Below are 26,301 nucleotides of genomic sequence, written 5' to 3'. Positions count from 1 at the left end.
GCGCTGCCACCCCCGAAAGGACCCGCGATCAGCACTCCCACGCTCGACAGTTCGCTGTTCAGCCACCCCATCGCCGAGCGAACAAGGCCCGGGGCGCTCACCGCCGCCCAGGACGACCGGTACGGGAGCCTGTTCCGCCAGCCGGTGTACACCCCGGCACCGCCCACCGGAGCCGAAACAGCACCCAGCCCGCAACGGCGCCCCGGCGCGGGGGAGTACGACCCGTCCGGACGCCGCGCCGGCCGATGACACCCGACCGGGCGTCGGCTTCCGCCGTCATGACAGCCGGGCCCGGCGCGAAACCGGGCGGCGCCGTCACCGAGACCGGCGGCACGGCGATGGTTGCGTGCGTGGCCTGTCAGCATGCCCGGCACACGCATGACCTCGTCGCACGCCGGTTCTGCACGGCGACTGTGGCGGGTGGCTTCAACCGCGGATGCGTCTGCGTCGGTGGGCACGACGAACCCGAGAAGGAAACATGACCACGGAAGCCGCCTTCGCGTCCCGGTACGACCTGCGCGTCAAGCTGGTGCGAGATGTCCTGAAAGAGAACACGAAGTTGTCGGACACCGCCTGCCGGGCCCTCGCTGTGCAACTGCTGCACACCATGGACACGATTCCCGAACAGCTGCGGTGAACGACCGGCGTGCGCCGGTGGGGCGGAGAATCCCTCAGCCTCCGTTCCACCGGGTTAGGCCGCCGTCGGCGGGCTACCCCCACATGATCGCCCCGGACCCTGGCGGACAGGTACGTCAGCAGGAAGATGACACGTACGTTGCCACGGCCGCCGAAGGCGGCGGAGCCGATGCTCGCGGGGGAGAAGTCCCGCACCGAAACCTTTCTGGTCAAGTTGTTCGCGGTGGTGCCGTTGCTGGCGCCGGCCGGGGCGGTGCCGTTCGCGTGGGGCTGGGGCCTCGGGTGGACCGATGTCGCCCTGTCGGTCGGGTTCTCCTTCCTGACGGGGCTCGGGGTGACGATCGGGTTCCACCGGCACTTCACCCACGGCGCGTTCAAGGCCGGCCGCGGCCTGCGGATCGCGCTCGCGGTCACCGGCAGCATGGCCATGCGGGGCCCGGTGATCGGCTGGGTCGCCGACCACCGCCGCCACCACGCCTACGCCGACCGCGACGGTGATCCGCACTCCCCGTGGCGCTACGGCACGTCCGCCGCCGCGCTCGCCAAAGGCTTCTGGCACGCCCACATGGGCTGGTTGTTCGACCGCGAGAAGACCAACGCGCAGCGGTTCGCCCCCGACCTGCTCGCCGACCGCGACATCGTCCGGATCGACCGCTGGTTCCCCGCGCTCACCGTGGTCACCCTGCTCAGCCCGGCACTGATCGGCGGCCTGGTGACGATGTCCTGGTGGGTGCGCTGACCGCGTTCTTCTGGGCCGGCCTGGTGCGGGTGGCGGTGCTGCACCACGTCACCTGGTCGGTGAACTCCCTGTGCCACCTGATCGGCGAACGGCCCTACGCCGCCCGCGACAAGTCCGCGAACCTCTGGCCGCTGGCCATCGCCTCGATGGGCGAGTCCTGGCACAACTGCCACCACGCCGACCCCACCGGCGCCCGCCACGGCGTCCGCCGCGGCCGGCTCGACGTGTCCGCGCGGCTGATCTGGCTGTTCGAGAAGCTCGGCTGGGCCACCGACGTCCGCTGGCCGAGGGCCGAACACCTGGCCCGCAAGCTCAACCCCGGTTACACCGCGGCCCCCCGCGGGTTCGGCAGGCCGGCGCGCGGATTGTTCACCGAGACGCCGGCACGCCGGCCCGGCGACGGGAGCCGGTCATGACTGCCGCGCAGCAGACGAGCGCTGGGCGGCCACCACTCTGAAGACCGCCGCGCCGAGCGGGCCGCCGACGCGGGCGAACAGGGAGCAACGGGCGCCGGGGCTACACTGGGCGCAACGCCCCGGACCTCGGCGATCCTGGTTTCCCGGCACGGCTTTCGGCCGGCGCCCGACCCGGACGGTGAGGCGCACGATGGTGGGACGTTCGGTGGTGGCCGTTCTGATCGGGCCCGTCAGCGCCCTGGCCGCGATCGGTGCCCTGACCTTGCCGGGTGACGTCCTGTTCGGCTGGATCCTGCTGGGAGCCGGCGCGGGGATCCTCGTCGCTTTCGGCGCTTCGCGGCTCCGGCGTGGGCGGGAGACGGCGAGCGGGCCCGATCTCCCGGTGGGCGCGGCCACGGCGGCGGCGTTCGTCACGGCGTGCCTGGTCCTCGCCGGCTTGCTCGCGACAGTGGGTGGAGTCCTGACCGCGACCGTCCCGGTCCTCCTCGTCGCCGGCGGACTGGGGGCCGGCTACCGCCACCGCGTTGCCCCGCCCACCGCACCCGAGCCCCACGACCGCCCGGCCCCGCGCCCCGTGCCGCCCGTCCCGGTGGCCGACCTGGCCACCGAGGACCTGTGCGTGGCGTGGCGGCGCAGTTACTTCCTCCTGATCCTCGCCACCGACGAGCCGGCGCGCCGGCTCGTCGTCCAGCGCCGGCAGGACTTCCTCGACGAGATCGAACGACGGGACCGCCGGGGGTTCCTCCGCTGGCTCGACAGCGGCGCCAAGGCCGGCAGCGATCCCAGCCCGTACCTGACCACGCGAAGCTGACCGACGGGGGAGGACGCACCATGTGGGTCGACGGCGCACTTCTGGCGTCGGCGGTGGCGGGCGACCGCACCGCGACGGGCGCGTTGCCGGGTCTGCTGCACCCGGGCGTGCTGCAGTGCTGCCGGGTCCGGCTGGGGGACCGGTGGCACCGCGACAGTGATACCGGTTCACCACGTCGAAGACCTCGAGCGGCGGCAGCGGCTGCACCACCTGCTCGGCCTGCTGGCGTCGCAGCAGCGCGACGTCGTGGTCCTGCGGGGCATGTTCGGCCTGTCCGCCCACGACAGGCCGCGGTGCTCGGGGTCGCCGGCCCGGGCGCGGTGCGGGTGAGCCAGCACCGGGCGCTGATCGCGCTGCGCCGGCACATCGCCGCCGCGCCGGTGCCGTGATGGCCCGGCGCGGCCCACGATTACGAGTACGGTGGGTGCCCGCAGCCGCGACAGCGGTGCTGATCCGGGCCTGGCTGTGTCCGAGCTGGTGTGGCGACGACGGACACCGACATGGGCGGAACCGGATGTGGAAACGCGGTGGCTGAGGTCGAAGTCTTGCGCGCGGGCGTGCTGGCCGCCCTGGGCGAGGTGGGTGCCGGCAGCGGTGTTGACGTCGTCGGCCGGGTGTGCCGGGCGTGTGTGCGCCTGTTGCCGGTGGATGGCGCGGCGGTCTCGATGATGGTCGATGCGGGGCACCGCGAGATCGTCTACGCCAGTGATGCGGTGAGCACGGCGTTGGCCGAGTTGCAGTTTTCCCTCGGTGAGGGGCCGTGTTTCGAGGCGTACGTCTTCGGCGGCCCCGTGCTGGTGCCGGATCTGGCGGCGGGATCGCCGCCGGCGTGGCCGGTGTTCGCGGCCGAGGCCGCGGCGCAGCCGGTGGCCGCGTTGTTCACGTTCCCGGTGCAGATCGGCGCGGTCCGGGTGGCGACCCTCGACACCTATCGGTCGACGCCGGGCTCGCTGAGCCCCGGCGAGCTGTCGACGGCCCTGCAGGTGGCCGACATCGCGGCGCTCGCCCTGTCGGGACTGCGCGCCGGAGGTGGTCGCTGGCTCGACGGGGACGGGCGGTGGATGGAGGGTGCGGGAATGCGGTACCGGGAGGTGCACCAGGCCACCGGGATGCTCATCGCGCACCTGGACCTGCCCGCGTCCGCCGCGTTGGCCCGGTTGCGGGCGTACGCGTTCGGGCACGGACGTTCCCTGCTCGAGGTCGCGGCCGACATCGTGGCGGGACGGCTGCGGTTGGACGAGGCGTTCGGTGGGGATTCACCATGAAGGCAGCTGACGAACCAGGAGATGGTGGGCATGGCCGACCGTGAACGACAGGTGACCCGGGCGTTCGTCGCGTTGGCGGACACGCTGGTCGACGACTACGACGTCGCCGACCTGCTGCACACGCTGGTGCGACAGTGTGTGGAGCTGCTCGACGTCGCCGCGGCCGGACTGACGCTGGCCGACGAGCGGGGCGGCTTGCAGGTGCTCGCGTCCTCCACCGAGCAGGCGCGGCTGCTGGAGCTGTTCCAGCTCGACATCGACGAAGGCCCGTGCATCGAGTGCTTCACCACCAGCACCCCGGTGCTGGTGGCCGACATCGCCGCGGCGGCGGGGCGGTGGCCGCGGTTCGCCGCCGAGGCGGCCAAGGACGGGTTCGCGTCGGTGCACGCGCTGCCCCTGCGGCTGCGCAAGCAGACGATCGGGGCGCTGAACCTCTTCGGGCAGAACCCGGGGGACCTGTCGGCGGACGACGTGGCACTGGCGCAGGGGCTGGCCGACACCGCGACCATCGGCATCCTCCACGAACGGGCCTTCCGCCAGGAGGAGATCCTCTCGGAGCAGTTGCAGACCGCGTTGAACAGCCGGGTGATCATCGAACAGGCCAAGGGCGTCCTCGCGGTCAGCGGGCAGCTGAGCATGGACGCGGCCTTCCGGGCGTTGCGCGGCTTCGCCCGGCGGAACAACCTCCGGCTCAGCGACGTGGCCCGCGCTCTGGCCGACCGCGAGCTCGCTCCCGCCGTCGTGCTGGCCCCCGCGGCGACGAGCCACTCTCCCTGACCCGGTCCGTTGCGGCGCCGGTGAAAGGGTGCCGAACGATCCGTCCCGCGGTGACCAACGGCCCTCGCGCCCCGGACGAGGTGCCGTGATGCTGGAGGCGGCCGACCGGCCTTCGACTCCAGGGAGTTCCCATGCGGTTCCGTGATCGCCGGGAAGCCGGCGAACGGCTGGCCCTGCGGTTGCGACCGCTGCGCGGCGACCGGGCGGTGGTGCTCGGCCTGTCCGAGGGCGGGCTGGTGGTGGCCGGCGAGATCGCCGACGTCCTGGGTGCCCCGCTGGACATCTTGCTCACCGGCCGGATCGAGGCCGCGGGGCCGCCGCCGACGACGCTCGGCGCCGTCGGCGAGGGCGGCTTGGTCGTCTGGGACCACGACGCCATCCGCCGGTTCGACATCGAGCCGGGTGAGCTGACCCGGCTCGCCGAGGACGCGCGAGCGGGCTTGGCCCGCCAGGTCGCCGTCTACCGGAGCACGGTCGCGCCGGTGTCCATCGCCGGCCGCACGGTCGTCCTCGCCGACGACGGCGCCGCCACCGGCACGACCGCGCACACGGCGATCCGCGTCCTGCGGGCCCGCCAGGTCCGCCGGATCGTGCTGGCGGTCCCGGTCGCCCAGACCGACGTCGCCGACCGGCTCGCCCGCGAGGTGGACCAGTTCGTCTGCCTGCGCCCGGTACCCTGGCTGCACGCGGTCGGCAACAGTTACCGGAAGTTCTCCGCGGTGGCCGACACCGAGGCGCTCGAACTGCTGCACCGGGAACCCCGCCTGCCGGCCGAGGTCCGCCGGTGACGTCCACAGTGGACTGACGAGTCAGTTCGGGAGGCGCACGGCGATTTCGTCGCCCAGCGCCGCGCCGCCCGCCAGCTCGAGGTCGTCGCCGCGCCAGAACCGGCCGGGGTCGTACCAGTTCGGCCGGCGGCCGCGGGCAGCAGGCCCATCGCTTCGTAGGTCAGGGCGACGATCTCGGCGCAGTAACCGCTCTCGAGGCCGGCTTCCTGGTGGAAGACAGTGGGACTGGCCGGGCTCGTCGGGGTCGCCGCGACCGGGGTGGTGATCGCGCGCGAGGAGCGCCGGCGGCGCGCCTACACCCCGGACGAGATCCGCGAACGGCTGCACGCCCGCCTGGATGCCTCGCCACCGGCGTCCCCCGACGATGCCGGCGGCTGACCGAACCTCACTCCGGGGAGCGGTTCCCTGGCAGGCCGGGCCGGAACGGGATGCCCAGTGCCGCGAAAACGCCGAGCATCTTCGCGTTTCCCTCGTCCACGTCGGCGACGAACATCCGCACCCCTTCGTGTTCCGCCGAGACCACGAGCTGTTCGAGCAGCAGGGCCGCCACGCCGAGCGTCGGGCCGTGGCCGTCGACCACCAGCGCGACCGCCGCTTCGGCCGGGTCGGCGAGGATGTCGTAGCGGGCGACGCCGGCCAGCCGGGAATGCAGGAAGCACCCCACCGCCGTGTGCCCGACGCCGGAGCTGTGGGACAGCTGCGTCGAAAGCTCGGCCAGCCCGGCCACGCCGAGACCGAAGAACCGCAGGTGCCGGTCGTGCCGCCCGGAGAGCCGGGCCCGCAGCGCGAGGACCGCGGCGGCGTCGCGAGCTTCCAGCTCGCGCACCCAGGCGACTTCGCCGTCCGGGAGCAGGGCTCGTGCCGGTGGGGTGGTGGTGGACATGGCGTGCTCCTCACGGTGTCGACGACCACCGGGTCCACAGTGCTCTGTCCTTTTCGCACAGAACACTGCGGAGTCCGGGGCCGCGGGTCAGTGCTCTTCGGCCCGGGTCCCGTTCACGGCCGCTTTCGGCGGCACGATCGGGGCCGTGGCGGCCGGCTCCGGCCGGGTCGCGGCGGCGCTCTCGCGGGCCAGGAAGGAGCCCAGCTCGCCGATGGTGCTCATCAGCGGGGCGGGGAACACGACGGTGGTGTTCTTGTCCACGCCGATTTCCACCAGGCTCTGCAGGTTGCGCAGCTGCAGCGCGAGCGGGTGCGCCATCATCGTGTCCGACGCGTCGCCGAGTGCGGCGGCGGCGAGGGATTCGCCTTCGGCGCTGATGATCTTGGCGCGCTTCTCGCGTTCCGCTTCCGCCTGGCGGGCCATCGCCCGTTTCATCGTGTCGGGCAGCTGGATGTCCTTCAGCTCCACCAAAGTCACTTCCACGCCCCAGTCGAGCGTGGTGACGTCCAGGATCCGGCGGATGTCGACGTTGATGCTGTCGGTCTCGGACAGCGTCTCGTCCAGCGTGTGCTGCCCGACGACCTTCCGCAGCGTCGTCTGGGCGATCTGGTCGATCGCGGCGTAGACGTTCTCGATCGCGACGACCGACTTCACCGCGTCCCGCACCCGGAAGTAGGCCACCGCGGACACGTCGACGCTCACGTTGTCGCGGGTGATGATGCCCTGGGACTGGATCGGCATCGTGATGATCCGCAACGGCACTCGGCGCAGGACGTCGACGACCGGGATGATCAGCCGCAACCCCGGTTCGCGCACGCCGATCACCCGGCCGAGGCGGAACAGGACGCCCTGTTCGTACTGCTTGACGATCCGCACCGCGGAAGCCAGGAGAAGCAGCAGCGCGGCGGCGATGACGATGATCACGAGAACGTTCATGGTGCTCCAGACTTCACGACTTGCGCCGGGGAGGAGGCTCAGCCCGAGAGCTTCACCTGGTTGTCGACCGCGGTCACGTCCGGGGCGAACCAAGCGGTCTGCTCGGCCGAACGGCGTTCGGCCGGGGTGAGGACCTGACCGGTCAAGGTGACCTGGCCGTCGTCGATGCCGACCTCGACGTGCTGTGCGAAGCCCGGCGCGTGGCGGGCGAGCGCCGCGATGATCCGGGCCTTGGTTTCGGCCGGGGTGACTCCCGGCGAAGGCCGCAGCGTGATCAGGTTCCGCACCCCGTTGATGCCGGGGAGCACGGCCACCGCCCGGCGGGCGGCTTCGCGCTGGTGGTGCCAGTCCACCGAGCCGCGCAGGGTGATCACCCGGTCGCGCACGTCGACCTGCACCGAGTCCTTCGGCACGAGGACGGTGTGACGGTCGAACACGGTCATGGCGTCCCGGGCGAGATCCGCGTCCGCCGGAACGTCGTGGCCGTGCCGGACGATGATCTTGTCCACGGTCGTGGTCACGCCCTGGACCCGGGTCGCGGCGCGCAGCGCCTCTTCCTTCTCGGGGTAGGTGCCGACGTGCCCGGACAGCGTCGCGACCCCGCCTGAGACGGTCACGCCGATCCCTTCGGCGTTGACGCTGGGGGTCCAGGCGAGTTCATCGGTGACAGCGGTCTTGAGGTGATGATCGGGCCTGTGCTGGAGCTCTGTCATCCCTTCAGCGTGGTCCGCCCGCGCCGCGCGGCCCAGTGCCGCCGGACCTTTTTCGCGGGGTCGTTCGGCGCGGGCGGGCGTAGCCTGAGGCCGTGGACGAAAACGCGCCCGTCATCACGGTCTTCCTGGTCGACGACCACGAACTCGTGCGGCGCGGAGTCGCCGAACTGGTCGACGACGAACCCGACCTGACCGTCGTCGGGCAGGCGTCCTCGGTCGCCGAGGCCATGGCCAGGATCCCCGCGCTGCGCCCGGACGTGGCGGTGCTCGACGTGCGGCTGCCCGACGGGAACGGCGTGGAGCTGTGCCGCGACCTGCGCACAGCGCTGCCCGGCCTGCGGTGCCTGATGCTGACCTCCTTCACCGACGAGGATTCGATGGTCGAAGCGGTCCTCGCCGGTGCCGAGGGGTACGTCATCAAGGACGTGAAGGGGTTGCAACTGGTCGACGCCATCCGCCGGGTGGGCTCCGGCGAAACGCTGCTGGACGCCCGGGCGGTCGCCGCGCTGGTGAGCGAGCTGCGGGCGAAGACCGGGAAACCCGGTCCGCTGGCCGGCCTGAGCGAGCAGGAACTCGTCCTGCTGGACCTGCTCGGGGAAAGCCTGACGAACCGGCAGATCGCCGAGCGGATGTTCCTCGCGGAGAAGACCGTCAAGAACTACGTGTCCCGCCTGCTGGCGAAGCTCGGCCTGGAACGGCGGTCCCAGGCGGCGGTGCTGGTCACCGGGATCCACGACGCCGAGCGCCGCCCGGGCGGCTAGCGGCGAACGGGTGCTCGTCGCTGATCACGACGTCCTCGAGCGGGGTCCGCGCCGACGACGGCACCGCGGTGCCGTGGCCGAGGCGCAGCATGATCTGGGGCCAGAGTCCGCCGCCGAGCAGCTGCCGCAGTTCACGCCGGGCCACCGGCAGCGCCATCGCCTGCGAGGACAGCGCCGCCGAGATCCCGGCGGCGGCGGCCGTCAGCAGCACCCGCTGCATGGCCTGGCCGGCCTGGAGCCGGCCCAGGGCACTGTCGTGCAGTGAGCCGATCACCACGACCAGCCGGCCGGGTTCGACGTCGAGGTCGGTCCCGCCGCCGGGTCCCGGTGTCACCGGCGGGACTTCCGTGCGGCGCATGATGTCGCGCAGCTGCGGCACCTGGTCGGCGGTGATGGTGGCCAGCCAGGCGCGTTCCACTTCGGCCGCCCGCCGGAGCTGCCGCTGCACCGCGTCGGGCACGACGGCGGCGGTGAACGGACGCCGGTTGCTCTGCCGGCCGGCGATGGCCGCCACGAGTTCTCCGTCGTGCGGGGCGATCGTCTCGTAGCCGTGCGGCTGCACGACGGCGAGCAGCTCGGGCCGCCCCGCCGTGGGGAAGAGCCGGACGTCGGCGTGGCTGCCCTGCGCCTTGATCGCCAGCCGGAGGTTGAGCAGCGCCGCGCCGCAGTCCAGCATTCGTTCCCGCTGCTCGCTGTCCGTGCCGGTGGTGAGCGGATCCGCGTACAGCTCGACGGAATCCGGGGTGCACTGGAACCGCCACGGCCGGGCGGACCGCAGTGGCGGGGGAGCGGTGGCCGCGAGGAGGACGGCGTGCACTTGGCTCGCGCTGAGGTGGCCGACGGGCATGACACCGGTCTTCATGGACGGCTCCGAACTCGTGGAATCGCTGGATGCGCTTTCACCGTCCGCCCGGGTCGCGGGCTTCGCCCAGTGCCGAACGGCCCCCGCCTCCGGGCGAAGGTCGTCGGTTGCGGACCCGGATCGGGACCGCTGTGTCACAGTGGTGACATGCCCGAGGAAACGACGTCGGGCCGGGACCGGATGGACGCGCTGCCGGCGGCGGTCCTCGCCTTTTCCGCCGGTCTGGAGCTCGAGACGACGCTGGACCGGATCGTCACCGCCGCGGCCGGCCTGGTCGGTGCCCGGTACGGCGCGCTGGCCCTGCTCGACGAGGACGGCCGGACGACCGCGTTCGCCGTGACCGGCGTCGACGACGCCACCCGGGAGCGGCTGGGCCCGCCACCGGACGGCCACGGGGTGCTCGGCACACTGGTGACCGGCCGGGCTCCGGTGCGCCTGGCCCACCTGGGGAACGGCGGGTTGCCGCCGGAGCATCCCTCGATGGGGGCGTTCCTCGGTGTCCCGTTGCTGGTGCGGGGCGAGATCCTCGGACGGCTGTACCTCAGCCGCGAGCAGCCGTTCACCACCGACGACGAGCGGGCGACCGTGGCGCTGGCGGCGGCGGCCGGGATCGCGGTCGACAACGCGCGGCTCTACGAGGAGAGCCGGAGCAGGCAGCGGTGGCTGGAAGCCACCGGGGAGATCTCCGCCGAGCTCTTGGGCGGCACGGACGTCCGTGAGGTGCTGCACCTGATCGCGACCCGGGCCGCCGAGCTGACCGGCGCCGATGACGCGCTCATCGCGTGGCCCGAGTCGCCCGGTGGGCCACTGGTCGTCAAGGTGTGCGCCGGCCCCGACGCCGACGTGCTGGCCGGCCGCCGGATCCCGCTCGACGGCTCGACCGCCGGTGCGGTACTGCGCGACCACGTGCCGCGCAGCGTGCCGAGCCTGGCGTTCGACCTGGCCGCCGGTCTGGGCGTGGACCTCGGGCCGGCGCTGGTGGTGCGGTTGCGGTCCGGTTCGCGGTCCGGCGGGGCGGTGCTCCTGGCGATCCGCGGCCGCGGGGCGGCGCGGTTCGGCGAGCACGAGCTGCAGCTCGTGTCGGCCTTCGCCGACCAGGCCGCGCTGGCGCTGCGGGACGCCGAAAGCCAGGCCGCCCGCCGCGAGCTGGACGTCGTGGTGGACCGCGACCGGATCGCCCGCGACCTGCACGACCACGTCATCCAGCGGCTGTTCGCGGTGGGCCTGGGGATCGAGGGCACCCGCCGCCGGTCCGATTCGCCCGCGGTCACCAGCCGGCTCATCCAGCACATCGACCAGCTCCAGGACGTCATCGAGGAGATCCGCAGCGCGATCTTTGCCCTGCACGCGCAGCCGGGAGCCGGCCGGGGCCTGCGGGCGCGCCTGCAGAACGCGATCACCGACGGATGCGCCGACTCCGCGATCCGCACGACGGTGCGGCTGTCGGGTGCGTTCGACCGGGTGCCCGCCGGACTGGCCGAGCACGCCGAGGCGGTCGTCCGCGAGGCGGTCACCAACGTCCTGCGGCACGCGAGGGCGGCCGACCTGGCGGTCACCGTGTCCCTGGACGACGACCTGGTCGTCGAGGTGTCGGACACGGGGATCGGGATGCCGGAAGCCGTGGCCCGCAGCGGCCTCCGCAACCTCGAGCAGCGCGCCGCGGAGGCGGGCGGATCGTTGCGGCTCGACCGCCCGGCCGGCGGCGGGACCTGTCTGGTGTGGACGGTCCCGGTGCCCTGACGCCGGTGGGCCAGGGCGGTCTGCGGGCGTCACCGACCGGGTCGCCCGCTCAGGGGCACTCGAGCTGCAGGTCGGTCGTGAAATTCAGCGTGGGGTTGTGGATCAGCTCGGTCCTCGGACACAAATACGTGGGAGATCTCCCAAACCGCAGAGTAGTCGATTCGCCACGGCGGGTCTTTCTCGCGTTTAGCTCCCGTCGATCTCGGCTAGGCTGATCTTGAACGCGTCCTCCCTTTGCGCAGCACGTCGGGGAGGTGTCGCATGACCCGCATCCCCTCCTCGGCCCTACTCGGCCGGATCGCTGCGCCGGACCCGGAACGCATAGCTTCCTCACCTGTCTCGATGGACCTTGCCGCCGTTGCGGCCCTCGGCTGGAACCCGGGTGACCGGCTGCTGCTCACCCTCGTCCGGACCTCGGTGGTGATCCGCCGGCGTCCGGACGGGGTGTTCGTCATGCCCCGCAAGCCCTACGTCGCGCTCCCGGCTCCAGTGCGCCGCGGTGGTCGTAGGTGACGACCCGGAAGCCGGCCGAGACGAATTCGTCGACCTGGTGGCGCCGGCTGTCCGTGGAGCCCGAGGCGGGGTGCAGGAACACGACCGGGCCGAATCGGTGGAACGCACGGGACATGCGGACTTGGCGGAAGCGGCATACGATATTCCTTTCCCCATCGTGGTCAGCGCCGGATCCCGGCGATGAGCTCTTCCCAGTTCCGGTAGGCGATGCGCTCGCGGCCGGCCTCGTCGACCGGTGCCGTGTCCAGGAAACGCCGCGCGGATCCGGCGCGCTCGGTGTTGAACGGGTAGTCGGAGGCGTACATGATCCGCTCGACCCCGACCGTCTCCAGGCTCCACCGCAGGTACTTGTGGCTGGAGATGCCGCCGGGGGTGATGAAGATGTTCGAGCGGAAGTACTCGGCGATCGGGCGCCGCAGGGCGGTGAGCTTGTCCATGGCCGCGACACGGTCGAGGTAGAACAACACGACCTCGCCCCAGTGCCCCAGAATGACCTGAAGGCCGGGGAACCGGTCGAAGACCCCGGCGACGATCATCCGGAGGATGGTCAGGCCGGCGTCGTAGTGCCAGCCGAACGCACCGGTGGCCAGCATGCTGTTCACCGGCTCGCCGAAGCCCCGGTAGTAGGCCTCCGTGACGGCCGGGACCGGAACGCCGGGGTGCAGGTAGACGGGTGCGCGCAGGTCCTCGGCGGCCTCGTAGATGTCCCAGAACCCGGGCGCGTCCAGAGCGCGGCCCCGCGAGTTGGCGTTGACCAGCGCGCCGTTGAGCCCCAGTTCGGTGACCGCCCGCCGCAGTTCGTCGGCCGCGGCGGCCGGCGCGGAGGTGGCGAGCGTCGCGAATCCCTGGAAACGCCCGGGGTGCCGGCGCACGGCGGCGGCGATCAGGTCGTTCGTGGGCGCCTGCAGGGCGACCGCCTCCGCCGCGTCGAGGTTCTGCAGACCCGGCGTCGTGAGGGACAGCACCGTCGTGTCGATCCCGGCGTCGTCCATGGCCGCGATGCGTCCGCCGTCGACGTCCAGCAGTGCCGGAGTGATGTCACTGGCGACGGCCCACTTCATCATCGGCTCGGCGAGACCGGGGTCGCGCCGCCGCCACGCCTCGATCACGTCCGCGGTGACGAAGTGTTCCTCGAGCCCGTACAGCTTCATCGACACTCAGCTTCGGACGGTCTTGAGTGCGCCGGCCCACGACTCGAGCTGGTCGAACAGGACGGAAGCAGCGCCGTCGTGCAGCGCGGAGGGCTCGAAGGCCGAGAAGTTCTCGAAGTCGGTGAACAACGAGAACGACAACTGCTGGCGCACGTGGGCCAGTTGCAGTTCGCTCGAGATCGCCCGCAGGTGCTCGATCGCTCGCGTTCCGCCGAGCGCGCCGTACGACACGAAGGCGGCGGCCTTGTTGTTCCACTCTGTGTAGAGGTAGTCGATGGCGTTCTTCAGCACTCCGGAGGTGGAGTGGTTGTACTCCGGGGTGACGAAGATGTACCCGTCGAACTCGCCGATCTTGGCGGACCAGGCCTTCGTGTGCTCGCCCGCGTACACGCCCCTGCTCGCCGGCACGGCCTCGTCCAGGTGCGGCAGTGGGTAGTCGACCAGGTCGATCAGCTCGTAGTCGGCGTTCGGCCGCTCCTTGGCCTTGCCCAGCACCCAGTTCGCCACCGCTTCGCCCTTGCGGCCGGGACGAGTGCTGCCGAGGACGATGGCGAGCTTCAGGTTGTTCATGGGTGGTCCTTCCAGTCTTGGTGAGCCGGTTGACGCTTGAATTTTCAAGTGTCAAGTTAGGCCTCCTGGCATGAAAATTCAAGTCAGTTGAGGTCAGTACACTGCGCACATGTCTGCCTCAGGGGAGTCCGGGTCGCGCTGGCTCAGCGGTGACCAGCTGGCGGCGTGGCGCGGGTTCATGAAGCTCGCCCAGAGGCTGCCCGCTGCCCTGGAGGCGCAGCTCCAGCAGGACTCGAAGCTCAGCTTCATCGAGTACTACGTGCTGGCCCACCTGTCCGATCAGCCCGGGCGTCGGATGAGGATGAGCGAGCTCGCTGTCCTGGCCAACACGGAACTGTCGCGGCTGTCACACATGATCGGCCGGCTCGAGAAGCGCGGGCTCGTGTGCCGCGAGCCCGACCCGCACAACGGCAGATACACGCAGGCGATCCTGGCCGACGCCGGCCAGGCCTACCTGGCGGACGCGGCACCCGGACACGTCGGCCAAGTGCTGGACCTGTTCATCGACGTCCTGACCCCGAACGAACTGCGGACGCTGCACCGGATCTCCGACAAGGTGCTCGCCCGTGTCGAGCGCGCACAAGGGGAAACGACGCGCGGACAACGGGGGGATCGTCCCGCGAAGGACGTGCGTGACTGAACCGCGCAGTGCGACAGCGGCCGGCGCCCATCGGCCCGGGATCCCGCCAATCCCCGCTCTCAAGCGGCCGGTACCGGACCGGCCGTTCCGGTACCGGCGGTGATGATCGCTGCCGCCTCCGGGTAACTCAGCGCCGTCTCGCCGCATCCCCCGGCCCGGCGGTTGCGCACAGGAAGTTCCGCATGAACCCGGACGTGCGCAGCACGACCCTGCGCATGCCGAGGCGCTGCGCCTCGGCCAAGAACGGCTCGACCGACGGCACCGGGTCAAACTTTGCGCCGACGGCACCAGGAAGACCCGGTCCGTTCCGCCGGAAAGCCGACCATGCTCGCTGGACTCCGGGGCTGGATTCGGGTCACGGCGTCATCGTGAGCTTGATTCGGCTCCTGTTGCGACGGTCAGCCCGACCACGGTGGCGGTGAGCGTGGCTGCGGCGTCCAAGTCGGCGATAGTCGGCCTCGGCCGGCCTCGACGGCTGAGGTGGCTAGTTCGTATACAGGGCGTCCTTGCCGTACAGGGCCTTGGTGAAGCTGGAGATGTAGGTGTGTGAGTCGGCGGCGCCGAGGTTGTAGGTCAGGTACACGCCGTAGCCTTCGTTCACGGTTCGCTGGGCGAGGTCGGCGGCGGTGCTGGTGGATGTCGCTGCGATCTGGACTGCCGCGGGGGAGAGCCCGGATTTGGGGAGGGCGATGTTCGGTACGCCCCAGGTGCCGTAGTAGGGGTTCCAGGCGTAGTTGAACTTCGAGGTGATGTCGGTGCCGCCGTAGGACAACCGCGATGCTGCCGGGCCGATGTTGTACAGCGAGATCAGCTTGGTGGGCATCGCCGCGCGCAGGGCCGTGACGAGGTAGACGAAGGAGCCGGCGTTGGGCTGGCCGGTGCCGTTGTTGCCGTACTCGGCGTATTCGTCGTCGAAGTCGATGCCGTCGAGCCCGTACTTGGTCACGGTGTCGGACAGCTGTTTGGCAAAGGCCGCGGCCGCTTGCCGGGACGGGAAGTTGGCGAACCCGGCGCCCTGGTGGTTGCCGAGGATCGACAACACGACCTTGATGCCTTTGTCCTGCAGCGGGCGGACTTGGGTGCTCACGTTGTCGAGGACGTTCTGCACGTTCGGGTTGAAGTACAGGTACGCCGACTTCGTCGTGGTGTCGTAGTTGATGTTGGCGGCGAAGATGACGCCGATGTCGAACACGTTCCCGCCGCCTCGGGCGAGCGCGTACTTGCCCACGTTCAGCATGCTGTTGTTGTTCACCTCGACGTAGGCCACGGTGATCGGCCCGGTCTTGCGCGGCGCGGCGGACGTACTCGCCGCACTCGTGCCCGTCATCGTGCCCGCCAAGAGGGCGGCGCCTGCCAGCAACGCGGTGATCCGACCGAGCTTGACCACGGTAGCTCAACTCCCGTCGAGTGGTTTGAACCATTGTCCATGTATGTGCTTTTCCGGCGCCGTGTCAAGAGAGGTGATCGAGCAACGCGCTCGGTACCTCGATCGGCCTACGCGGTTCGTCGGGCTCGGCGCCTCGACGTCGGAGGCCGCCTGCTGGACGCGTCGACCTGCGCAAGGCGTCGGCCTCGGCCGCGCAGGTCGCACATCGTCGCGCCGCCTTCGCCGGCGTTCGAGTTGCGTGCGGGCAGCCGCGGGTCTTCAGATATCGACCACCACCGCACCGTCCTCCTCACGGACGGCGTGGACGGTGATCGTGTCGCCCTCGGCGCACCGGCCGTCGGTGGCGGTGCGGTTCACGCCGCGGCTGGACGACCACAACCGCGCGCCGGGAGGTGTGCCGTTCCTCGTTCCGGTGCGGGTGGAGCACACCGACGCGCAAGCCCGCATCACCTCGCTGACGGTCCGGGTGTCCTATGACGACGGCGGCACCTGGCAGACCGTGCCCGTGCAGCACGGAGGCGGACAGTGGCTCGCGGGCCTGCGCCACCCCGCCGGGGCCGCCTTCGTGTCTCTGCGGGCCACCGCGACCGACAGCGCGGGCAACACCGTCGACCAGACGATCATCCGCGGGTATCGGCTGAGGTAGCCGGTGGAACCCTCCCGATGCGCGGGCGGGCCGGACCAGGCGCCGAGTTCGCGGAGGCAGGCGTTGGTGAAGGGCGGCCGTTCCCAGCGGCCCGGCCGTAGCTTTTCTGTCCCGACCTGGCGGATGAGCCACGCTGGCCGAGCTGGGCGCCGGCCGCCGTGGACCTGGTGTCCGGTCCGTTCTCGCCACCGCACTGATCCCCGGACTGCCGTCGGGCCGTTTCCGTCGGGGCGCTCAACGTCACTCCAAGCCGCGCATCTGCGCCAGGCGATCGAGAGCCGGGATGTGATCGGCCGGGCCAAGGGCATCATCATGGCCCGCCGCGACGTCTCGGCCGAGGAAGCGTTCGACGTGCTGCGGCGCTCGTCCCAGAACCTGAACGTCAAGCTCGCCGAGGTCGCTTCGGCGCTGGCGACCCGGCACACCGACGTCGACCTGCCGGCGCACTGAGGCGGATGCCGGCGGCCGTTCCCGGCCCGCTCTCCACGTACGGTGCCGATCAACGTCGTTCTGGGCGGCAACTCCGGGCCGACGGCGTGGGACCGTTGCCGGTTGTGTAGTCGGCGAATGCCCGAAGGTGCGCGTTGATTCGGGAGAGCGCCTCGGCACCGTCGGCCGGACCGAGGGCGAGCACCGCTTCGGCTGGTGCGGCGAGGTAATAAGCGCCGTAGTCGGTGAAGTTGAAGTGCCTCGTTCCCGCGATCCGATCGCACCAGGCCGGTCCGGTGCCGGCCGTCAGCAGTGACAAGGCCGTGCGCTGGTCAGCTTCGTCACCCGGCGTGGCTGGTTGGCAGGTTCCGGTGACGCAGGAGTCCTGGTTGCCGATGATCAGCATGGGCTTGCCGAGTCCGGAGTGGACGACCGGGCCGAATTGGGTCCCGTCGAGGTCGGCGGCGCCTGCGCAGTGTGGGTCGCTTCGGCACGCTTCCAGAGCGGCGGCGCCGCCGAAAGAGTGTCCGATGTAGACGACTCGGTCGAGGTCGGCGTGGTCGGTGAGCTTCGGCTGGGCCGCGACCTGCGTGGCGGCGAAACGTGCGTCGCCGGCCCAGACTTCGACAAGCCGGTCGCCCGCGGCTTGAGCCGCTCCCGCGTGGAAATCGTCGGTGTCGACCGCGGACGGGTTTCCCGCGTCGTTCGCCGCCATGGTCGCGCCGCCGAGGACGGTCAGGTTCGCGCTGTAGGTGGGGGTCACCCCGGCGACGACGTAGCCGTTCGAGGCGAGGTTTTCCGCGATCGTGGTGTACTGCGGCGCGGCGAAGCCCAGGCCGGGTTCGAGGACGACGACGGGGAACCGGCCGGAGGCCGGGGGAGCGTCGGCTACGGCGTGGACGTGGACTTCGTCGAAGTCCGTCTCGGTCCACGCCATCGCGCCGCCCAGGTGCAGCCCCGCCCACGCGCCGGGCGTGTACGGCGCGGGTGTCGCCCCAGGAGCGGGGGCAGCGGGGTACCACAGCCAGATCGACAGCCGGCGCGGCGTGCCTGGCTGCGGGGCGAGCGGGTCGGCGCGGGCGTGGTCGGTCCCTTCGGTGATCGTGCGGCCGACGGGGTACGGACCGGTCGGAGCGGGGAGGGTGACCGGCTGCGCGGCCCGGATCGCGGCGTAGCCGACGTAGGCGCCGGTTCCCACGACGACCACGAGGGCCGCGGTAAGCAGCATTCGTGCGATCCGGCGGCGAGGGAAGGCTGCGGGCATGGCCGAATGGTACACATCGCGTACTACGTGCTGCGTACTACGCGACGTGTACATTGGCAGGGGCGACGGGAAGGTGTGCATGCACAGCAAGGACGCGCAGATGCTGGTCCTCACCGCGCTCGCGGAAGGCCCGATGCACGGCTACGCGATCAATGCCGCGATCGAGTCGTTGACCGGCGCCCGGCTCGGCGCAGGCAGCCTGTACGGCGCGCTCGCGCGGTTGGAAGCCCGGAAGCTGATCGAGCCGGCCGGTGACCGGGGTGACGAGCCGGGGCGCCAGCGCACGGTCCGGATCACCGGTGCGGGCCGGGAAATCCTGCGGGCGGAACTGGAACAGATGAGCCGGGTCGCCGAGGCCGGGCTGCGCTCGCTCGGGATCGCGCCGACGTGAACGTCCTGGCCAGGCTCTACCCGCCGGCGATCCGCCGGCGCTGGGGCGCCGAGATTGCCGAAGAGGTGCGTTCGGCCGGCCCGCGCACGTGGTTCGACACGGCTTGGAGTGCAGTGAAACTGTGGCTGCACCCCAGCGACTGGCCGGAGACCGCGCCGGGGCAGACCAGCCGGGTGCTGCTCACCGCGCTGGCCGCGATGTTCACGAGGTCGGTTGCTGGTTGCTTACTACTGGGCGACCCTCGGCTTCGTGGGCTTTCAGCTGTGCCTGCTCGTCAACCGGCTGGGGCTGATCGTCGTCGCCCCGGGCTCTATGCGCGGTCCTTGATTTTCCGGTGCCGAAGGCGGTCGCGAAGCACCTCGGCTTGGAGGTCTCCGAGGTCGTCATAGATGTCGATGGCCGCCTGCCAGTGTTGCCGTGTGGCATCTGGCTGCCCAGTGCGCTGGTAGGCGAATCCGAGAGTGCTCAGCGCAAGAGCTTCGCTGTGCCGGGCGCGGATCTCGCGGGCGAGGTCGAGACCTGCGGCGAGGCAGTCGAGCGCGTTGTCGTACGCACCCCGCCCGAGGTGGGCCTCGCCGAGGTGGATCAAGGTAACGGCCTCGCCGTGCCGGTGGTGGATGTCGCGGCAGAGTTCCAGTACTTGACGGAACAGGCCCAGGGCGTCGTCGTAGAGGCCCAGACCCAGGTACGCCTCGCCGAGGTTGCCCATGGCGACCCCTTCGATGTACTGGTTCCCGATCTTTCGGAAGATCTCCACAGCCTCGCGGGCATAGCCGGCGGCGTCGACATAGCGTTGCAGGCCGAGGTAGGTGTCGGCCAGGTTGGCCAGGCAGCTCCCCTCGCCCCACCGGTCGCCGACAGCGCGGAAGAGCTCGTGGGCGGCCCGGAAGTGGTCGAGGCTCTCGACGAACCGGCGCATACCCACGTAGGCGGTTGCCAGCCCGTTGAGCATGCGGGCCTGCCCCTGCGCGTCGTGCAGGTCGCGGGCGGCCGCCAAGCCGATCTCGTGCACCGCGATCCAATCGGTCCAGTGCTTACCCAGATAGAAGAAGCTCCACAGATTGTTGGCGAGTTGCCAGGCCGCAGCGCCCAGCCCGGTTTCCGCCGCGGCCCGGGTGACCGCCACCAGGTTGACCTGTTCGATCTCGCACCACTCGAGCGCCGCATCGTAATCGACGAAGACCGCGGGACGGTCAGGGACGGGCGTTGCGTCCACCACGACACGTTGCCGGCCGGGATGCAGCAGCCGATCCGCGGCCGCAGCGGCGTGGAGGTACCAGCCGACCAGTCGGTGAACCGCCTCGCGCCGGTCGGCGGCGGTGTCCGTGTCCTCGGCGCGCGCTCGGGCGTAAGCCCGGAGCAGGTCGTGCAGCCGGATCCGGTCCACACCGGCGGAATCGACCAGATGCGCTTCGGCCAGGCCCTGGAGGAGTCGCCGTCCCGCGGCGGGGGTCACCCCGGCCATGGCAGCGGCGGCAGGGACGCTGATGTCGAGGCCCGGGGCCACGCCGAGCAGCCGAAACATTCGAGCCTGGGCTTCCGGCAAGCTCCGGTAGGACCACGAAAACACCGGCCGGATGGCGGTGTATTCGTCCACGCCGACGCTGAACACCTCCAGCCGCTGGGCGTCATCGGCCAGTTCCGTGGTCAGCTCCGCGAGCGCCACATGGGGGTGGGCAACCGCTCGCTGCGCGGCGATCTGGATCGCCAGCGGCAGCCGATCACACCATCGAGCGAGGTCCGCCACGGCCTCCGGTTCCGAGTCGGCCCGGTGCGAGCCGACGATGGTGCGCAGCAGGGTCACGGCGTCCTCGGCCGGCAGCCGATCAATGGTTATCCGGTGCATCCCCACGCTGACCGCGAGACCGGTGAGGCTGTCCCTGCTGGTGACAACGACCATGCAGGACGACGATCCGGGCAGCAACGGCCGTATCTGTTCAGCGCTGTTGGCGTTGTCCAGGATGATCAGCAGGCGGCGACCGGCCACCACGGACCGGAACTGGCCTGCCCGGTCATCGAGCGCCGGCGGGATCTTGGCGGCCGGCACGTCCAGCGCTCGAAGGAAACCGTCCAGCACTTCACCGGGCGTTGCCGGTGGGCCGGGGTCGTAGCCACGGAGGTTGACGTACAACTGTCCGTCGGGGAACGATGATCGCACGCGATGTGCCCACATCACCGCCAAGGCGGTTTTGCCCACGCCGGCGGTGCCGCTGATCGCGGAGATGACCACCGCCCGGCCTGACTGCGCGGAGCCTCCTGCAGGAACCGGCTTGTCCATCCAGCCGAGCACCGCGTCGAGTGCGGCCAGTTCTGCAGCACGCCCGGTGAAGTCGCGCACCGGTGACGGCAGTTGTCTCGGCACGACCACCCCGGCCGGCACCGAGGGTGTGGGCACCGCGCGCATAGTGCGCCCGCGGTCGGTTGATCCGGTGTTTCGTCGGCCGCGGCGCGGCACGTGTGCTTCCAGATCCTTTCGTTCGTCGTCACTCAATCCGAGGGCTTCGGCAAGTGCGCAAACGGTGTGCGGGTAGGGGTGCCGACGCTCCCCGCGTTCCAGGGCGCTGATCGCTTTGGCGCTCACGCCGGATTGCTGCGCCAGTTGCTCTTGGGTCAGGGATGCGTGCTCCCGCAACCTCCGCAGCAGTGCGCCGAAGGACTCGAGTTGGACTCCCACACTTCATGTTAACGCACCACATCACCGAGTGTGTGACTCTCTGTGGGTGGCCGACACCGTCGATCGGCTGAACACTTTAACGCGCCGGATGCCGAACCGAACAGAAACGAGGAGCACGAAATTCGCAGCGGCCGAACGCCGGCACCGACGAACGAGACCGCTTGTCACCATCCCCGCATGGAGGAGATATGCCCAATCTCAGAAAGCACCTTGTTGCTGTCGTACTCGCCACGGGCCTCGCGCTCGTCGGCGCGTCGGGTGCCACCGCATCCGCAGCCGTCGCCGAACCGGCTCACACCAGTGCGCCATCGGCCGGTCAGGCTCCGGCGACCGCGGCCGGCGTGACTTACATGGGCAGCACCAGAGATCTGCTTGCCTGCCATAACACCGGCCTGTGGTACGTGAATTACGGCGGTGCCACCTATTACTACTGCCAGGAGTACTACGACTCGGCCACCGGCCGGTGGTACGCACTTTACGTCGGCGTGTAGGACCCCGCTCGCCCTTCGAACCGGTCGTGGATCCGTTCTCGGGGACGGAGCCAAGCCGCCTGAACAACCGCAGACAGGAAAGAGGCACATGCTTACCAGAATTCGTCGATTCCGCGTGGCACTGGCGGCCGGGGGCCTGGGTCTGGCGATGGCCGCCGCGGCGGCGTCGCCTGCCGCCGCGTCGCCCGCATCCGCTGCCAGCTTCGTCACGCCCGTCTACCAAATGACCTGCGAAACCGGGGTGACCGGCAGTCTCGGGGGCTACAACGGATACGCCACCTGCTACACCCCGGTCGTGGCGAAGTGGAAGGTGCGGGTGGACTGCTCCTACGGCTTCTCTTACGACAGCATCATCGTCTACACCAGTTCCACCGACGGGTGGTACACACTCGGCCCGTCGCCCACCTGCTACTGGGGCGTCAACGGGGTCAGCGTGATCGAGCTGGCCTGAACGTCCCCCCGCTCGGCCGGCGGCCTCGGTCGCGCCCGGCGAACGTCTGTCGTGCCCGAGCTCGGGTGCGTTCGGATCGCCGCCGCGCCGGGCGTGGTAGTGGCAGCCGTGGCCGCCGGAGGACCCTGACGGTGGACGCCGAGGGGCAGCGCGCGGCCGTCGTCGCGGGCCCAACTGTCGCCAAGTACGGCGAACACAGGGGGATGTGGCTCGCCGCCGTCGGGGCGGTGCTGTGGCCGATCGGGCTTCGGCAGCCGGTCAGTCAGGCGATCGTTCTCTCGATGACCTATCGGTGCCGGCCAGGTTTGTCGTTGGATTCGATGCCTTTGCGGGGCCCACGGCGACGATGGCCGACTCGTCAGCCTCCAGCGGTCCGGCACGCGGCTTCCCCGGCCGAGCGGCGGGTGGAGGCGAGGAAGGCGGCCGCGTCGACCAGTTCCCCTAGGATGACACCGAACTCTTCATAGGCACGCCGATTCCGGCCGCCGAGGTGGGCGGAGTCTTCGGTCACGAATACGAGAGGTGGCCTTGGGGCCGCCTCGTCGTCGATGCCGCAGGCTGCCGATCGACGAGGGCGGTGGACGCTATCGTGGCACTGGCGCGGCTTCGTCGTTGACGCTTTCCAGGCGTCGGCCGGTGGTGCGCGGGCCGAGCAGCGCGATGTCCGCCGCGACCACCGCCAACGCACCTGCCACCACCAGGAACAGCGCGGTCGGGCCGTGCGAGTTCAGCAGCGGCACCAGCACGAACGGCATTGCACCGCTGGCCAGCCGTGACAGGGAGTAGGTGCCGCTCGAGGCGGTCGAACGCAGCGCCGTCGGGAAGATCTCGGCCTGGTAGATGTGGAAGGCGTTCGAGAACAGGTTGCTGGTCGCCGTGTAGAGGAAACCGAAGACGAGGATCAACGTCATCGAGCCCGCGTAGCCGAACGCGATGCCGAACACCGCCATCGCCAGCGCCGAGCCGACCACCAGGTACTTGCGCTCGACGCGTTCCACGACCGGCAGCGACAGCGCGGAGCCGACCGGGTAGCCGAGGTAGGTCAGGGCAGCGAACAGCAGCGACTGCGAAACGGCGTAGCCCTTGGCCGCCAGCACCAATGGCACCAGCGTGCCGAAGCCGTAGTAGCCGAGGGTCTGCAGGATGTGGAAGACGACCATCATCCAGGTGCGGCGGCGCATTCCCTGGCCGAACAGTTCGCGAACGGGCGCGGCGGCGCGTTTGCGGGTGGTGCCGCGCGGCGGGGCGAGGTTCTCGTTGACGCCGCCGCGAGCCTCGGCTTCGAGGCCGGCCACCAGGTGCTCGGCCTCTTCCGTGCGGCCGACGGACTCCAGCCACCGCGGCGACTCGGGCAGGCCGCGCCGGAGCAGGAACACCGCGCCGGCGCCCAGCCCACCGATCACTAACAGCCAGCGCCAGCCCGCGATGCCGAAGATCTCGTGCTTGGTGAGCCCGCGGGCGAGGAAGCCGACGACCGGGAAGCCGCAGAAGGCGAGCGTGTACGCCCAGGCGATGAACCGCCCGCGCTTGCGGGCCGGGAGCAGGTCGGTGAGGTAGGTGTCCGCCAGCGGCGGCTCCGCGCCCAGGCCGATGCCCGCGAAGAACCGCGTCACCAGCAGCATCGGTGCGCTGCCGGTGAACGCACCGAGCAGCGAGAAGAGCGAGTACAGCCCGAGGTTGAGCAGGAAGGCGCCGCGGCGGCCGAACCGGTCGGCGAGGCGGCCGAGCAGCAGGGCGCCGAAGAACATGCCGACGAACGTCGACGCCAGCAGCGGCGGCAGCTGAGCCTTGGTCAGCTTGAACTCCTCGATGAGCACGGAGCTGAGCACGCCGGTGAGGAAGACCTCGTAGAAGTCGAAGAACAGCCCGAGCCCGACGGCGACGGTGGCCCGGCGGTGTGTGCGGGTGATGGGCAGCCGGTCGAGCCGGCCCGCGATCGTGCTCGTGTCGGGCATGGCGGCGTCGGGGATGTTCGCCATCCGTCGTCTCCTTTGACTCGCCACTATGTGGTCCGCCAACCCATAGTGTGACGGCGCTGGGACGGAGTCAAGGGCACGCACGCCCTGAAGAACAGGATGGATCAGAGAGCGGCGGCCCGCTCCACGCCCGGCCGGTACCCCAGCCGCTCCGAGGCCCGCCGCCCCGCTTCCACGACGATCGGCGCCAGCCTCGGCACGTCCGCGGGCGTCATGCGCTGGGTGGGCGCGCCGATCCCGATGGCCGCGCTGACTTCGCCGTTCAGCCCGAACACCGGCGCGCTGAGCGACGCCGCGCCGAGGTCGCGTTCCTCGAAGCTCACCGCGTACCCGGCCTCGCGGATCTGCCCGAGCTGCTCGGAAAGCAGGTCGATGTCGACCACCGTGCGCGCGGTGAAGCGGGCCAAGCCGTGCCCGATGGCGTCCTTGACCGCGAGCTTGTCCCAGGCCAGGAACACCTTGCCGGCCGAGCCTGCGTGCAGTGGCATCACCATGCCGACGACGAACAGCCGCACCACCGGGTGCCGGGACTCGGCCAGGGAAATCACGGTGCGGTAGGCGCCGTCGCGGACGTACAGGCACGCCGTCTCGCCTGTTTCGTCGCGCAGCTGCTGCAGCACCGGCCGGGTCAGCCGGACCAGGTCGAGGCCGAACGTGCCGGGTGCTGCCCAGCGGACCAAGCCGAGCCCGACGCGGTAGGTGTCGCCGTAGCGGTCGAGGAAGCCCTCGCGCACCAGATTGTGCACCAGCCGCTGGCACGTGCTGGCCGGCAGCCCGGTGGACCGGGTGATCTGCTGCAGCGTCAGCTCGGGGTTGTCGATCGTGAACGACTCGAGGATCTGCTTGAACTTGCGCAGCACCAGCACCGGCGTCGTGCCGCTGCGTTCTTCCTCTGCCATCGCCCCGCCCGTGCCCCGTGGTGTGTCGCACAGTCTATCCGCGCTCTGTCCGGTTGACTCCGCGACACTCATCCGTATGTTGAGTTGTCAAGTCACACCGTGGTCTGGAGCCCGGCATGAGGGACCCGTGACGGGCATACAGGTGGTCGGACTGGGGAACTTCATCGCCGAGCCCACCGCCGGCCGGCTCCTCGGCATCGAGCAGCAGGCTCGCGATGGCCGGCGCAGCGTTGAACGGCTACCCCGATCGCCGATGCCCACGCCAGCGGCCGGTGGCTGATCACGATCCCGCTGGTCTGGCCGGCTGGGTTACGCCGGACCACCACGACGTTGCCGATCGGCCGGTCGTCGGCGAACCGCGCCACGTAGTCCTCGGCGAACCCGTTCTCGCCGTACTCGCCCTTGAAGATGAACTCCTGGTAGTCGTACAGCGTGCGGGCGAACCCCAGGATGTCGCGCACCGCCTGCGGGCCGCGCGCGATCCCGTTCACCACCGACGCCTCCATCGTCACGTCGTCGGCCAGGTTGCCCAGCCACTCCGGGAAGTACTCCCGGTCGTGCGTCCGCTCGTCTCCGCTACCTGGGTACGTCGTCATCACAACTTCCTCCTCGAATCACACGCCGGTGCTCCGCGCCCGGTTCTGGTGCACCCGCAGGTGCACCGTGGCCAGTCCGAGCAGCGGGACGGCGATCCCGAGCGCGTCTGCGCGCGCCACCAGGTCGCCGAACACGTGCTCGACCTCGGTGGGCTGGCCGGCGGACAGGTCCCGGTACATCGACGGGAGGAACGAGCAGAGGTCCTGCAACCTGCTGGTCAAGAGTCCCCATCCGCCTGTGTCGGATGGTGTCGAGTGACGCCGGACAAGCTCGTTCACCCCGGTCGTCGACGGGTTGTCGACCGATTGTCGACGGCGGGCGGGAGGGTAGAGACCGACCTTGCTGATGGCCGGTGGAGGCGCGGTGAGCTGGAAGAAGCGCCACTTGGTCGTTGCCGCCGCCTCGGACCACCGAGCAGTCGTGCGTGTGGCAACCCGGAGGGGGACGAGATGAAGATTCAGAGCAAGCTGATCGCGGCGATGTCGACGGGCCCTGCTGGACGTCGGAATGACCGTCCTGGGCGCGGGTGTCGCACAGGTCCGCGGCTCCTGCCATTCGGCCGAGAATAACCGCAACTGAATGCCGGAATGTGCTTCGGAGGCCGTTCGGCAGCACCGCGACGGAGTATTGACAGCCTCTTCGCGGCGGCGGTTAGCTGACTGTCTCCGCGCTGGATTTCTTCGAGGAGAGTGCGCATGACAGCGCTCGGTCCGGATGCTGATCCGCTTGCCGCAATCGGGAAACTCCGTCGCGATAGCGGCGCGGTATTCATCAGGCGTCGGGGTGAGATCTATGTTTCCGATCCGGTTCTCGCGAAAGCGATACTGGCGAACAACGAAGGGCTTTTCCGGGAACATTCCGATTTCTTCCGGATCAGGACGGGGACGTTCGCACC

The 26,301-nt window shown here is 70.4% G+C and carries 30 protein-coding genes and 1 pseudogene; 18 read left to right on the top strand and 13 right to left on the bottom strand.

Translation table 11 applies throughout. From position 1 onward, the window contains the following. Positions 1 to 245: 245 nt before the first annotated feature. The 9 genes and pseudogenes from ISP_RS48315 to ISP_RS28455 all read left to right on the top strand — a co-directional run bounded on the left by ISP_RS48315 (position 246) and on the right by ISP_RS28455 (position 5,810). A complete protein-coding gene (locus tag ISP_RS48315) occupies positions 246 to 482 on the top strand; it encodes an RGCVC family protein (protein WP_194295263.1) in 237 nt (78 codons plus the stop codon). Then, positions 479 to 637, top strand: a complete 159-nt coding sequence (locus ISP_RS28490; RefSeq protein WP_013227397.1) for a DUF6307 family protein — start codon at positions 479 to 481, stop codon at positions 635 to 637. The genes ISP_RS48315 and ISP_RS28490 overlap by 4 nt, the downstream gene beginning before the upstream one ends. A gap of 168 nt (positions 638 to 805) precedes the next feature. Beyond that, positions 806 to 1,791 (top strand): annotated as a pseudogene (locus tag ISP_RS28485) (acyl-CoA desaturase). A 190-nt stretch (positions 1,792 to 1,981) separates the two neighbouring features. Next, positions 1,982 to 2,602: a hypothetical protein gene (locus tag ISP_RS28480; protein ID WP_014467293.1), complete on the top strand. Its 621-nt coding sequence runs from the start codon at positions 1,982 to 1,984 to the stop codon at positions 2,600 to 2,602. 156 nt (positions 2,603 to 2,758) lie between these two features. Continuing rightward, positions 2,759 to 2,932, top strand: a complete 174-nt coding sequence (locus ISP_RS28475) for a hypothetical protein (RefSeq protein WP_014467292.1) — start codon at positions 2,759 to 2,761, stop codon at positions 2,930 to 2,932. 197 nt (positions 2,933 to 3,129) lie between these two features. Further along, positions 3,130 to 3,867 carry a GAF domain-containing protein gene (locus ISP_RS28470; RefSeq protein WP_013227393.1) on the top strand — a complete coding sequence of 246 codons (738 nt, stop codon included), beginning with the start codon at positions 3,130 to 3,132 and terminating at the stop codon, positions 3,865 to 3,867. Positions 3,868 to 3,897: 30 nt separating this feature from the next. Next, complete coding sequence (locus tag ISP_RS28465; RefSeq protein WP_013227392.1) at positions 3,898 to 4,644, top strand: GAF and ANTAR domain-containing protein; 747 nt, start codon at positions 3,898 to 3,900, stop codon at positions 4,642 to 4,644. 131 nt (positions 4,645 to 4,775) lie between these two features. Further along, the gene (locus tag ISP_RS28460; protein WP_013227391.1) at positions 4,776 to 5,432 is read left to right on the top strand and encodes a phosphoribosyltransferase; all 657 of its coding nucleotides are present in this window, start codon (positions 4,776 to 4,778) and stop codon (positions 5,430 to 5,432) included. Positions 5,433 to 5,651: 219 nt separating this feature from the next. Next, on the top strand, positions 5,652 to 5,810 hold the full coding sequence (locus ISP_RS28455; protein WP_014467290.1) for a hypothetical protein: 159 nt from the start codon (positions 5,652 to 5,654) through the stop codon (positions 5,808 to 5,810). Between the two features lie 7 nt (positions 5,811 to 5,817). On the opposite strand, the gene ISP_RS28450 is transcribed toward ISP_RS28455, so the two are convergent. The 3 genes from ISP_RS28450 to ISP_RS28440 form a co-directional block, all read right to left on the bottom strand. Next, positions 5,818 to 6,315, bottom strand: coding sequence for a GNAT family N-acetyltransferase (locus tag ISP_RS28450; protein ID WP_013227390.1), 498 nt, complete (start codon positions 6,313 to 6,315; stop codon positions 5,818 to 5,820). Between the two features lie 87 nt (positions 6,316 to 6,402). After that, a complete protein-coding gene (locus ISP_RS28445) occupies positions 6,403 to 7,251 on the bottom strand; it encodes a slipin family protein (RefSeq protein ID WP_013227389.1) in 849 nt (282 codons plus the stop codon). Between the two features lie 38 nt (positions 7,252 to 7,289). Beyond that, the gene (locus ISP_RS28440; RefSeq protein WP_013227388.1) at positions 7,290 to 7,964 is read right to left on the bottom strand and encodes a BON domain-containing protein; all 675 of its coding nucleotides are present in this window, start codon (positions 7,962 to 7,964) and stop codon (positions 7,290 to 7,292) included. Between the two features lie 92 nt (positions 7,965 to 8,056). On the opposite strand from ISP_RS28440, the gene ISP_RS28435 reads away from it, so the two are divergent. Beyond that, positions 8,057 to 8,725, top strand: coding sequence for a response regulator (locus tag ISP_RS28435; protein WP_013227387.1), 669 nt, complete (start codon positions 8,057 to 8,059; stop codon positions 8,723 to 8,725). Here the strand turns inward: ISP_RS28435 and ISP_RS28430 are convergent. Continuing rightward, the gene (locus ISP_RS28430) at positions 8,685 to 9,587 is read right to left on the bottom strand and encodes a hypothetical protein (protein WP_013227386.1); all 903 of its coding nucleotides are present in this window, start codon (positions 9,585 to 9,587) and stop codon (positions 8,685 to 8,687) included. The genes ISP_RS28435 and ISP_RS28430 overlap by 41 nt on opposite strands. Before the next feature lie 147 nt (positions 9,588 to 9,734). On the opposite strand from ISP_RS28430, the gene ISP_RS28425 reads away from it, so the two are divergent. Both ISP_RS28425 and ISP_RS28420 read left to right on the top strand, forming a co-directional pair. Continuing rightward, positions 9,735 to 11,327, top strand: coding sequence for a GAF domain-containing sensor histidine kinase (locus ISP_RS28425; RefSeq protein WP_013227385.1), 1,593 nt, complete (start codon positions 9,735 to 9,737; stop codon positions 11,325 to 11,327). A 342-nt stretch (positions 11,328 to 11,669) separates the two neighbouring features. After that, entirely contained in the window at positions 11,670 to 11,840 is a 171-nt protein-coding gene (locus ISP_RS28420; protein WP_194295267.1) for a hypothetical protein, read from the top strand. Between the two features lie 161 nt (positions 11,841 to 12,001). Here ISP_RS28420 and ISP_RS28415 read toward each other — a convergent pair whose 3' ends face one another. Further along, positions 12,002 to 12,991 carry an amidohydrolase family protein gene (locus ISP_RS28415; protein WP_176742140.1) on the bottom strand — a complete coding sequence of 330 codons (990 nt, stop codon included), beginning with the start codon at positions 12,989 to 12,991 and terminating at the stop codon, positions 12,002 to 12,004. A gap of 6 nt (positions 12,992 to 12,997) precedes the next feature. Next, positions 12,998 to 13,561, bottom strand: coding sequence for an NADPH-dependent FMN reductase (locus tag ISP_RS28410; RefSeq protein ID WP_013227382.1), 564 nt, complete (start codon positions 13,559 to 13,561; stop codon positions 12,998 to 13,000). A 109-nt stretch (positions 13,562 to 13,670) separates the two neighbouring features. Here ISP_RS28410 and ISP_RS28405 point away from each other — a divergent pair, with 109 nt between their 5' ends. After that, positions 13,671 to 14,201, top strand: coding sequence for a MarR family winged helix-turn-helix transcriptional regulator (locus ISP_RS28405; RefSeq protein ID WP_013227381.1), 531 nt, complete (start codon positions 13,671 to 13,673; stop codon positions 14,199 to 14,201). Positions 14,202 to 14,685: 484 nt separating this feature from the next. Here ISP_RS28405 and ISP_RS28400 read toward each other — a convergent pair whose 3' ends face one another. Beyond that, a complete protein-coding gene (locus tag ISP_RS28400; protein WP_013227380.1) occupies positions 14,686 to 15,588 on the bottom strand; it encodes an endo-beta-N-acetylglucosaminidase H in 903 nt (300 codons plus the stop codon). Positions 15,589 to 15,895: 307 nt separating this feature from the next. On the opposite strand from ISP_RS28400, the gene ISP_RS28395 reads away from it, so the two are divergent. Further along, positions 15,896 to 16,234: a hypothetical protein gene (locus ISP_RS28395; RefSeq protein WP_230468405.1), complete on the top strand. Its 339-nt coding sequence runs from the start codon at positions 15,896 to 15,898 to the stop codon at positions 16,232 to 16,234. Positions 16,235 to 16,519: 285 nt separating this feature from the next. Beyond that, complete coding sequence (locus ISP_RS28390; RefSeq protein ID WP_013227378.1) at positions 16,520 to 16,684, top strand: ANTAR domain-containing protein; 165 nt, start codon at positions 16,520 to 16,522, stop codon at positions 16,682 to 16,684. A 49-nt stretch (positions 16,685 to 16,733) separates the two neighbouring features. Here ISP_RS28390 and ISP_RS28385 read toward each other — a convergent pair whose 3' ends face one another. Further along, entirely contained in the window at positions 16,734 to 17,927 is a 1,194-nt protein-coding gene (locus ISP_RS28385; RefSeq protein WP_230468404.1) for an alpha/beta hydrolase, read from the bottom strand. 79 nt (positions 17,928 to 18,006) lie between these two features. On the opposite strand from ISP_RS28385, the gene ISP_RS28380 reads away from it, so the two are divergent. Further along, positions 18,007 to 18,318 (top strand): PadR family transcriptional regulator, encoded by a 312-nt coding sequence (locus tag ISP_RS28380; RefSeq protein ID WP_013227376.1) that lies wholly within the window; start codon positions 18,007 to 18,009, stop codon positions 18,316 to 18,318. A gap of 310 nt (positions 18,319 to 18,628) precedes the next feature. On the opposite strand, the gene ISP_RS28375 is transcribed toward ISP_RS28380, so the two are convergent. After that, positions 18,629 to 20,992, bottom strand: coding sequence for an ATP-binding protein (locus ISP_RS28375; RefSeq protein WP_071831565.1), 2,364 nt, complete (start codon positions 20,990 to 20,992; stop codon positions 18,629 to 18,631). Between the two features lie 188 nt (positions 20,993 to 21,180). Between ISP_RS28375 and ISP_RS28370 the strand changes: the two genes are divergently transcribed. Beyond that, a complete protein-coding gene (locus ISP_RS28370) occupies positions 21,181 to 21,483 on the top strand; it encodes a hypothetical protein (RefSeq protein ID WP_014467283.1) in 303 nt (100 codons plus the stop codon). Between the two features lie 88 nt (positions 21,484 to 21,571). Beyond that, positions 21,572 to 21,934: a hypothetical protein gene (locus ISP_RS28365; RefSeq protein ID WP_230468403.1), complete on the top strand. Its 363-nt coding sequence runs from the start codon at positions 21,572 to 21,574 to the stop codon at positions 21,932 to 21,934. 584 nt (positions 21,935 to 22,518) lie between these two features. Here ISP_RS28365 and ISP_RS28360 read toward each other — a convergent pair. From ISP_RS28360 to ISP_RS28345, 4 genes are all read right to left on the bottom strand, one after another. After that, entirely contained in the window at positions 22,519 to 23,913 is a 1,395-nt protein-coding gene (locus ISP_RS28360; RefSeq protein WP_013227373.1) for an MFS transporter, read from the bottom strand. A 101-nt stretch (positions 23,914 to 24,014) separates the two neighbouring features. Next, a complete protein-coding gene (locus ISP_RS28355; RefSeq protein WP_013227372.1) occupies positions 24,015 to 24,809 on the bottom strand; it encodes an IclR family transcriptional regulator in 795 nt (264 codons plus the stop codon). A gap of 161 nt (positions 24,810 to 24,970) precedes the next feature. Next, positions 24,971 to 25,405, bottom strand: a complete 435-nt coding sequence (locus ISP_RS28350) for a hypothetical protein (RefSeq protein ID WP_014467281.1) — start codon at positions 25,403 to 25,405, stop codon at positions 24,971 to 24,973. Between the two features lie 18 nt (positions 25,406 to 25,423). Beyond that, entirely contained in the window at positions 25,424 to 25,627 is a 204-nt protein-coding gene (locus tag ISP_RS28345; protein WP_014467280.1) for a ketopantoate reductase C-terminal domain-containing protein, read from the bottom strand. Between the last annotated feature and the right edge of the window lie 674 nt (positions 25,628 to 26,301).

Source organism: Amycolatopsis mediterranei (assembly GCF_026017845.1).
Lineage (GTDB): Bacteria > Actinomycetota > Actinomycetes > Mycobacteriales > Pseudonocardiaceae > Amycolatopsis > Amycolatopsis mediterranei.
The sequence above is the reverse complement of the archived record's forward strand: the minus strand, read 5'-3'. Positions and strand labels throughout refer to the sequence as shown.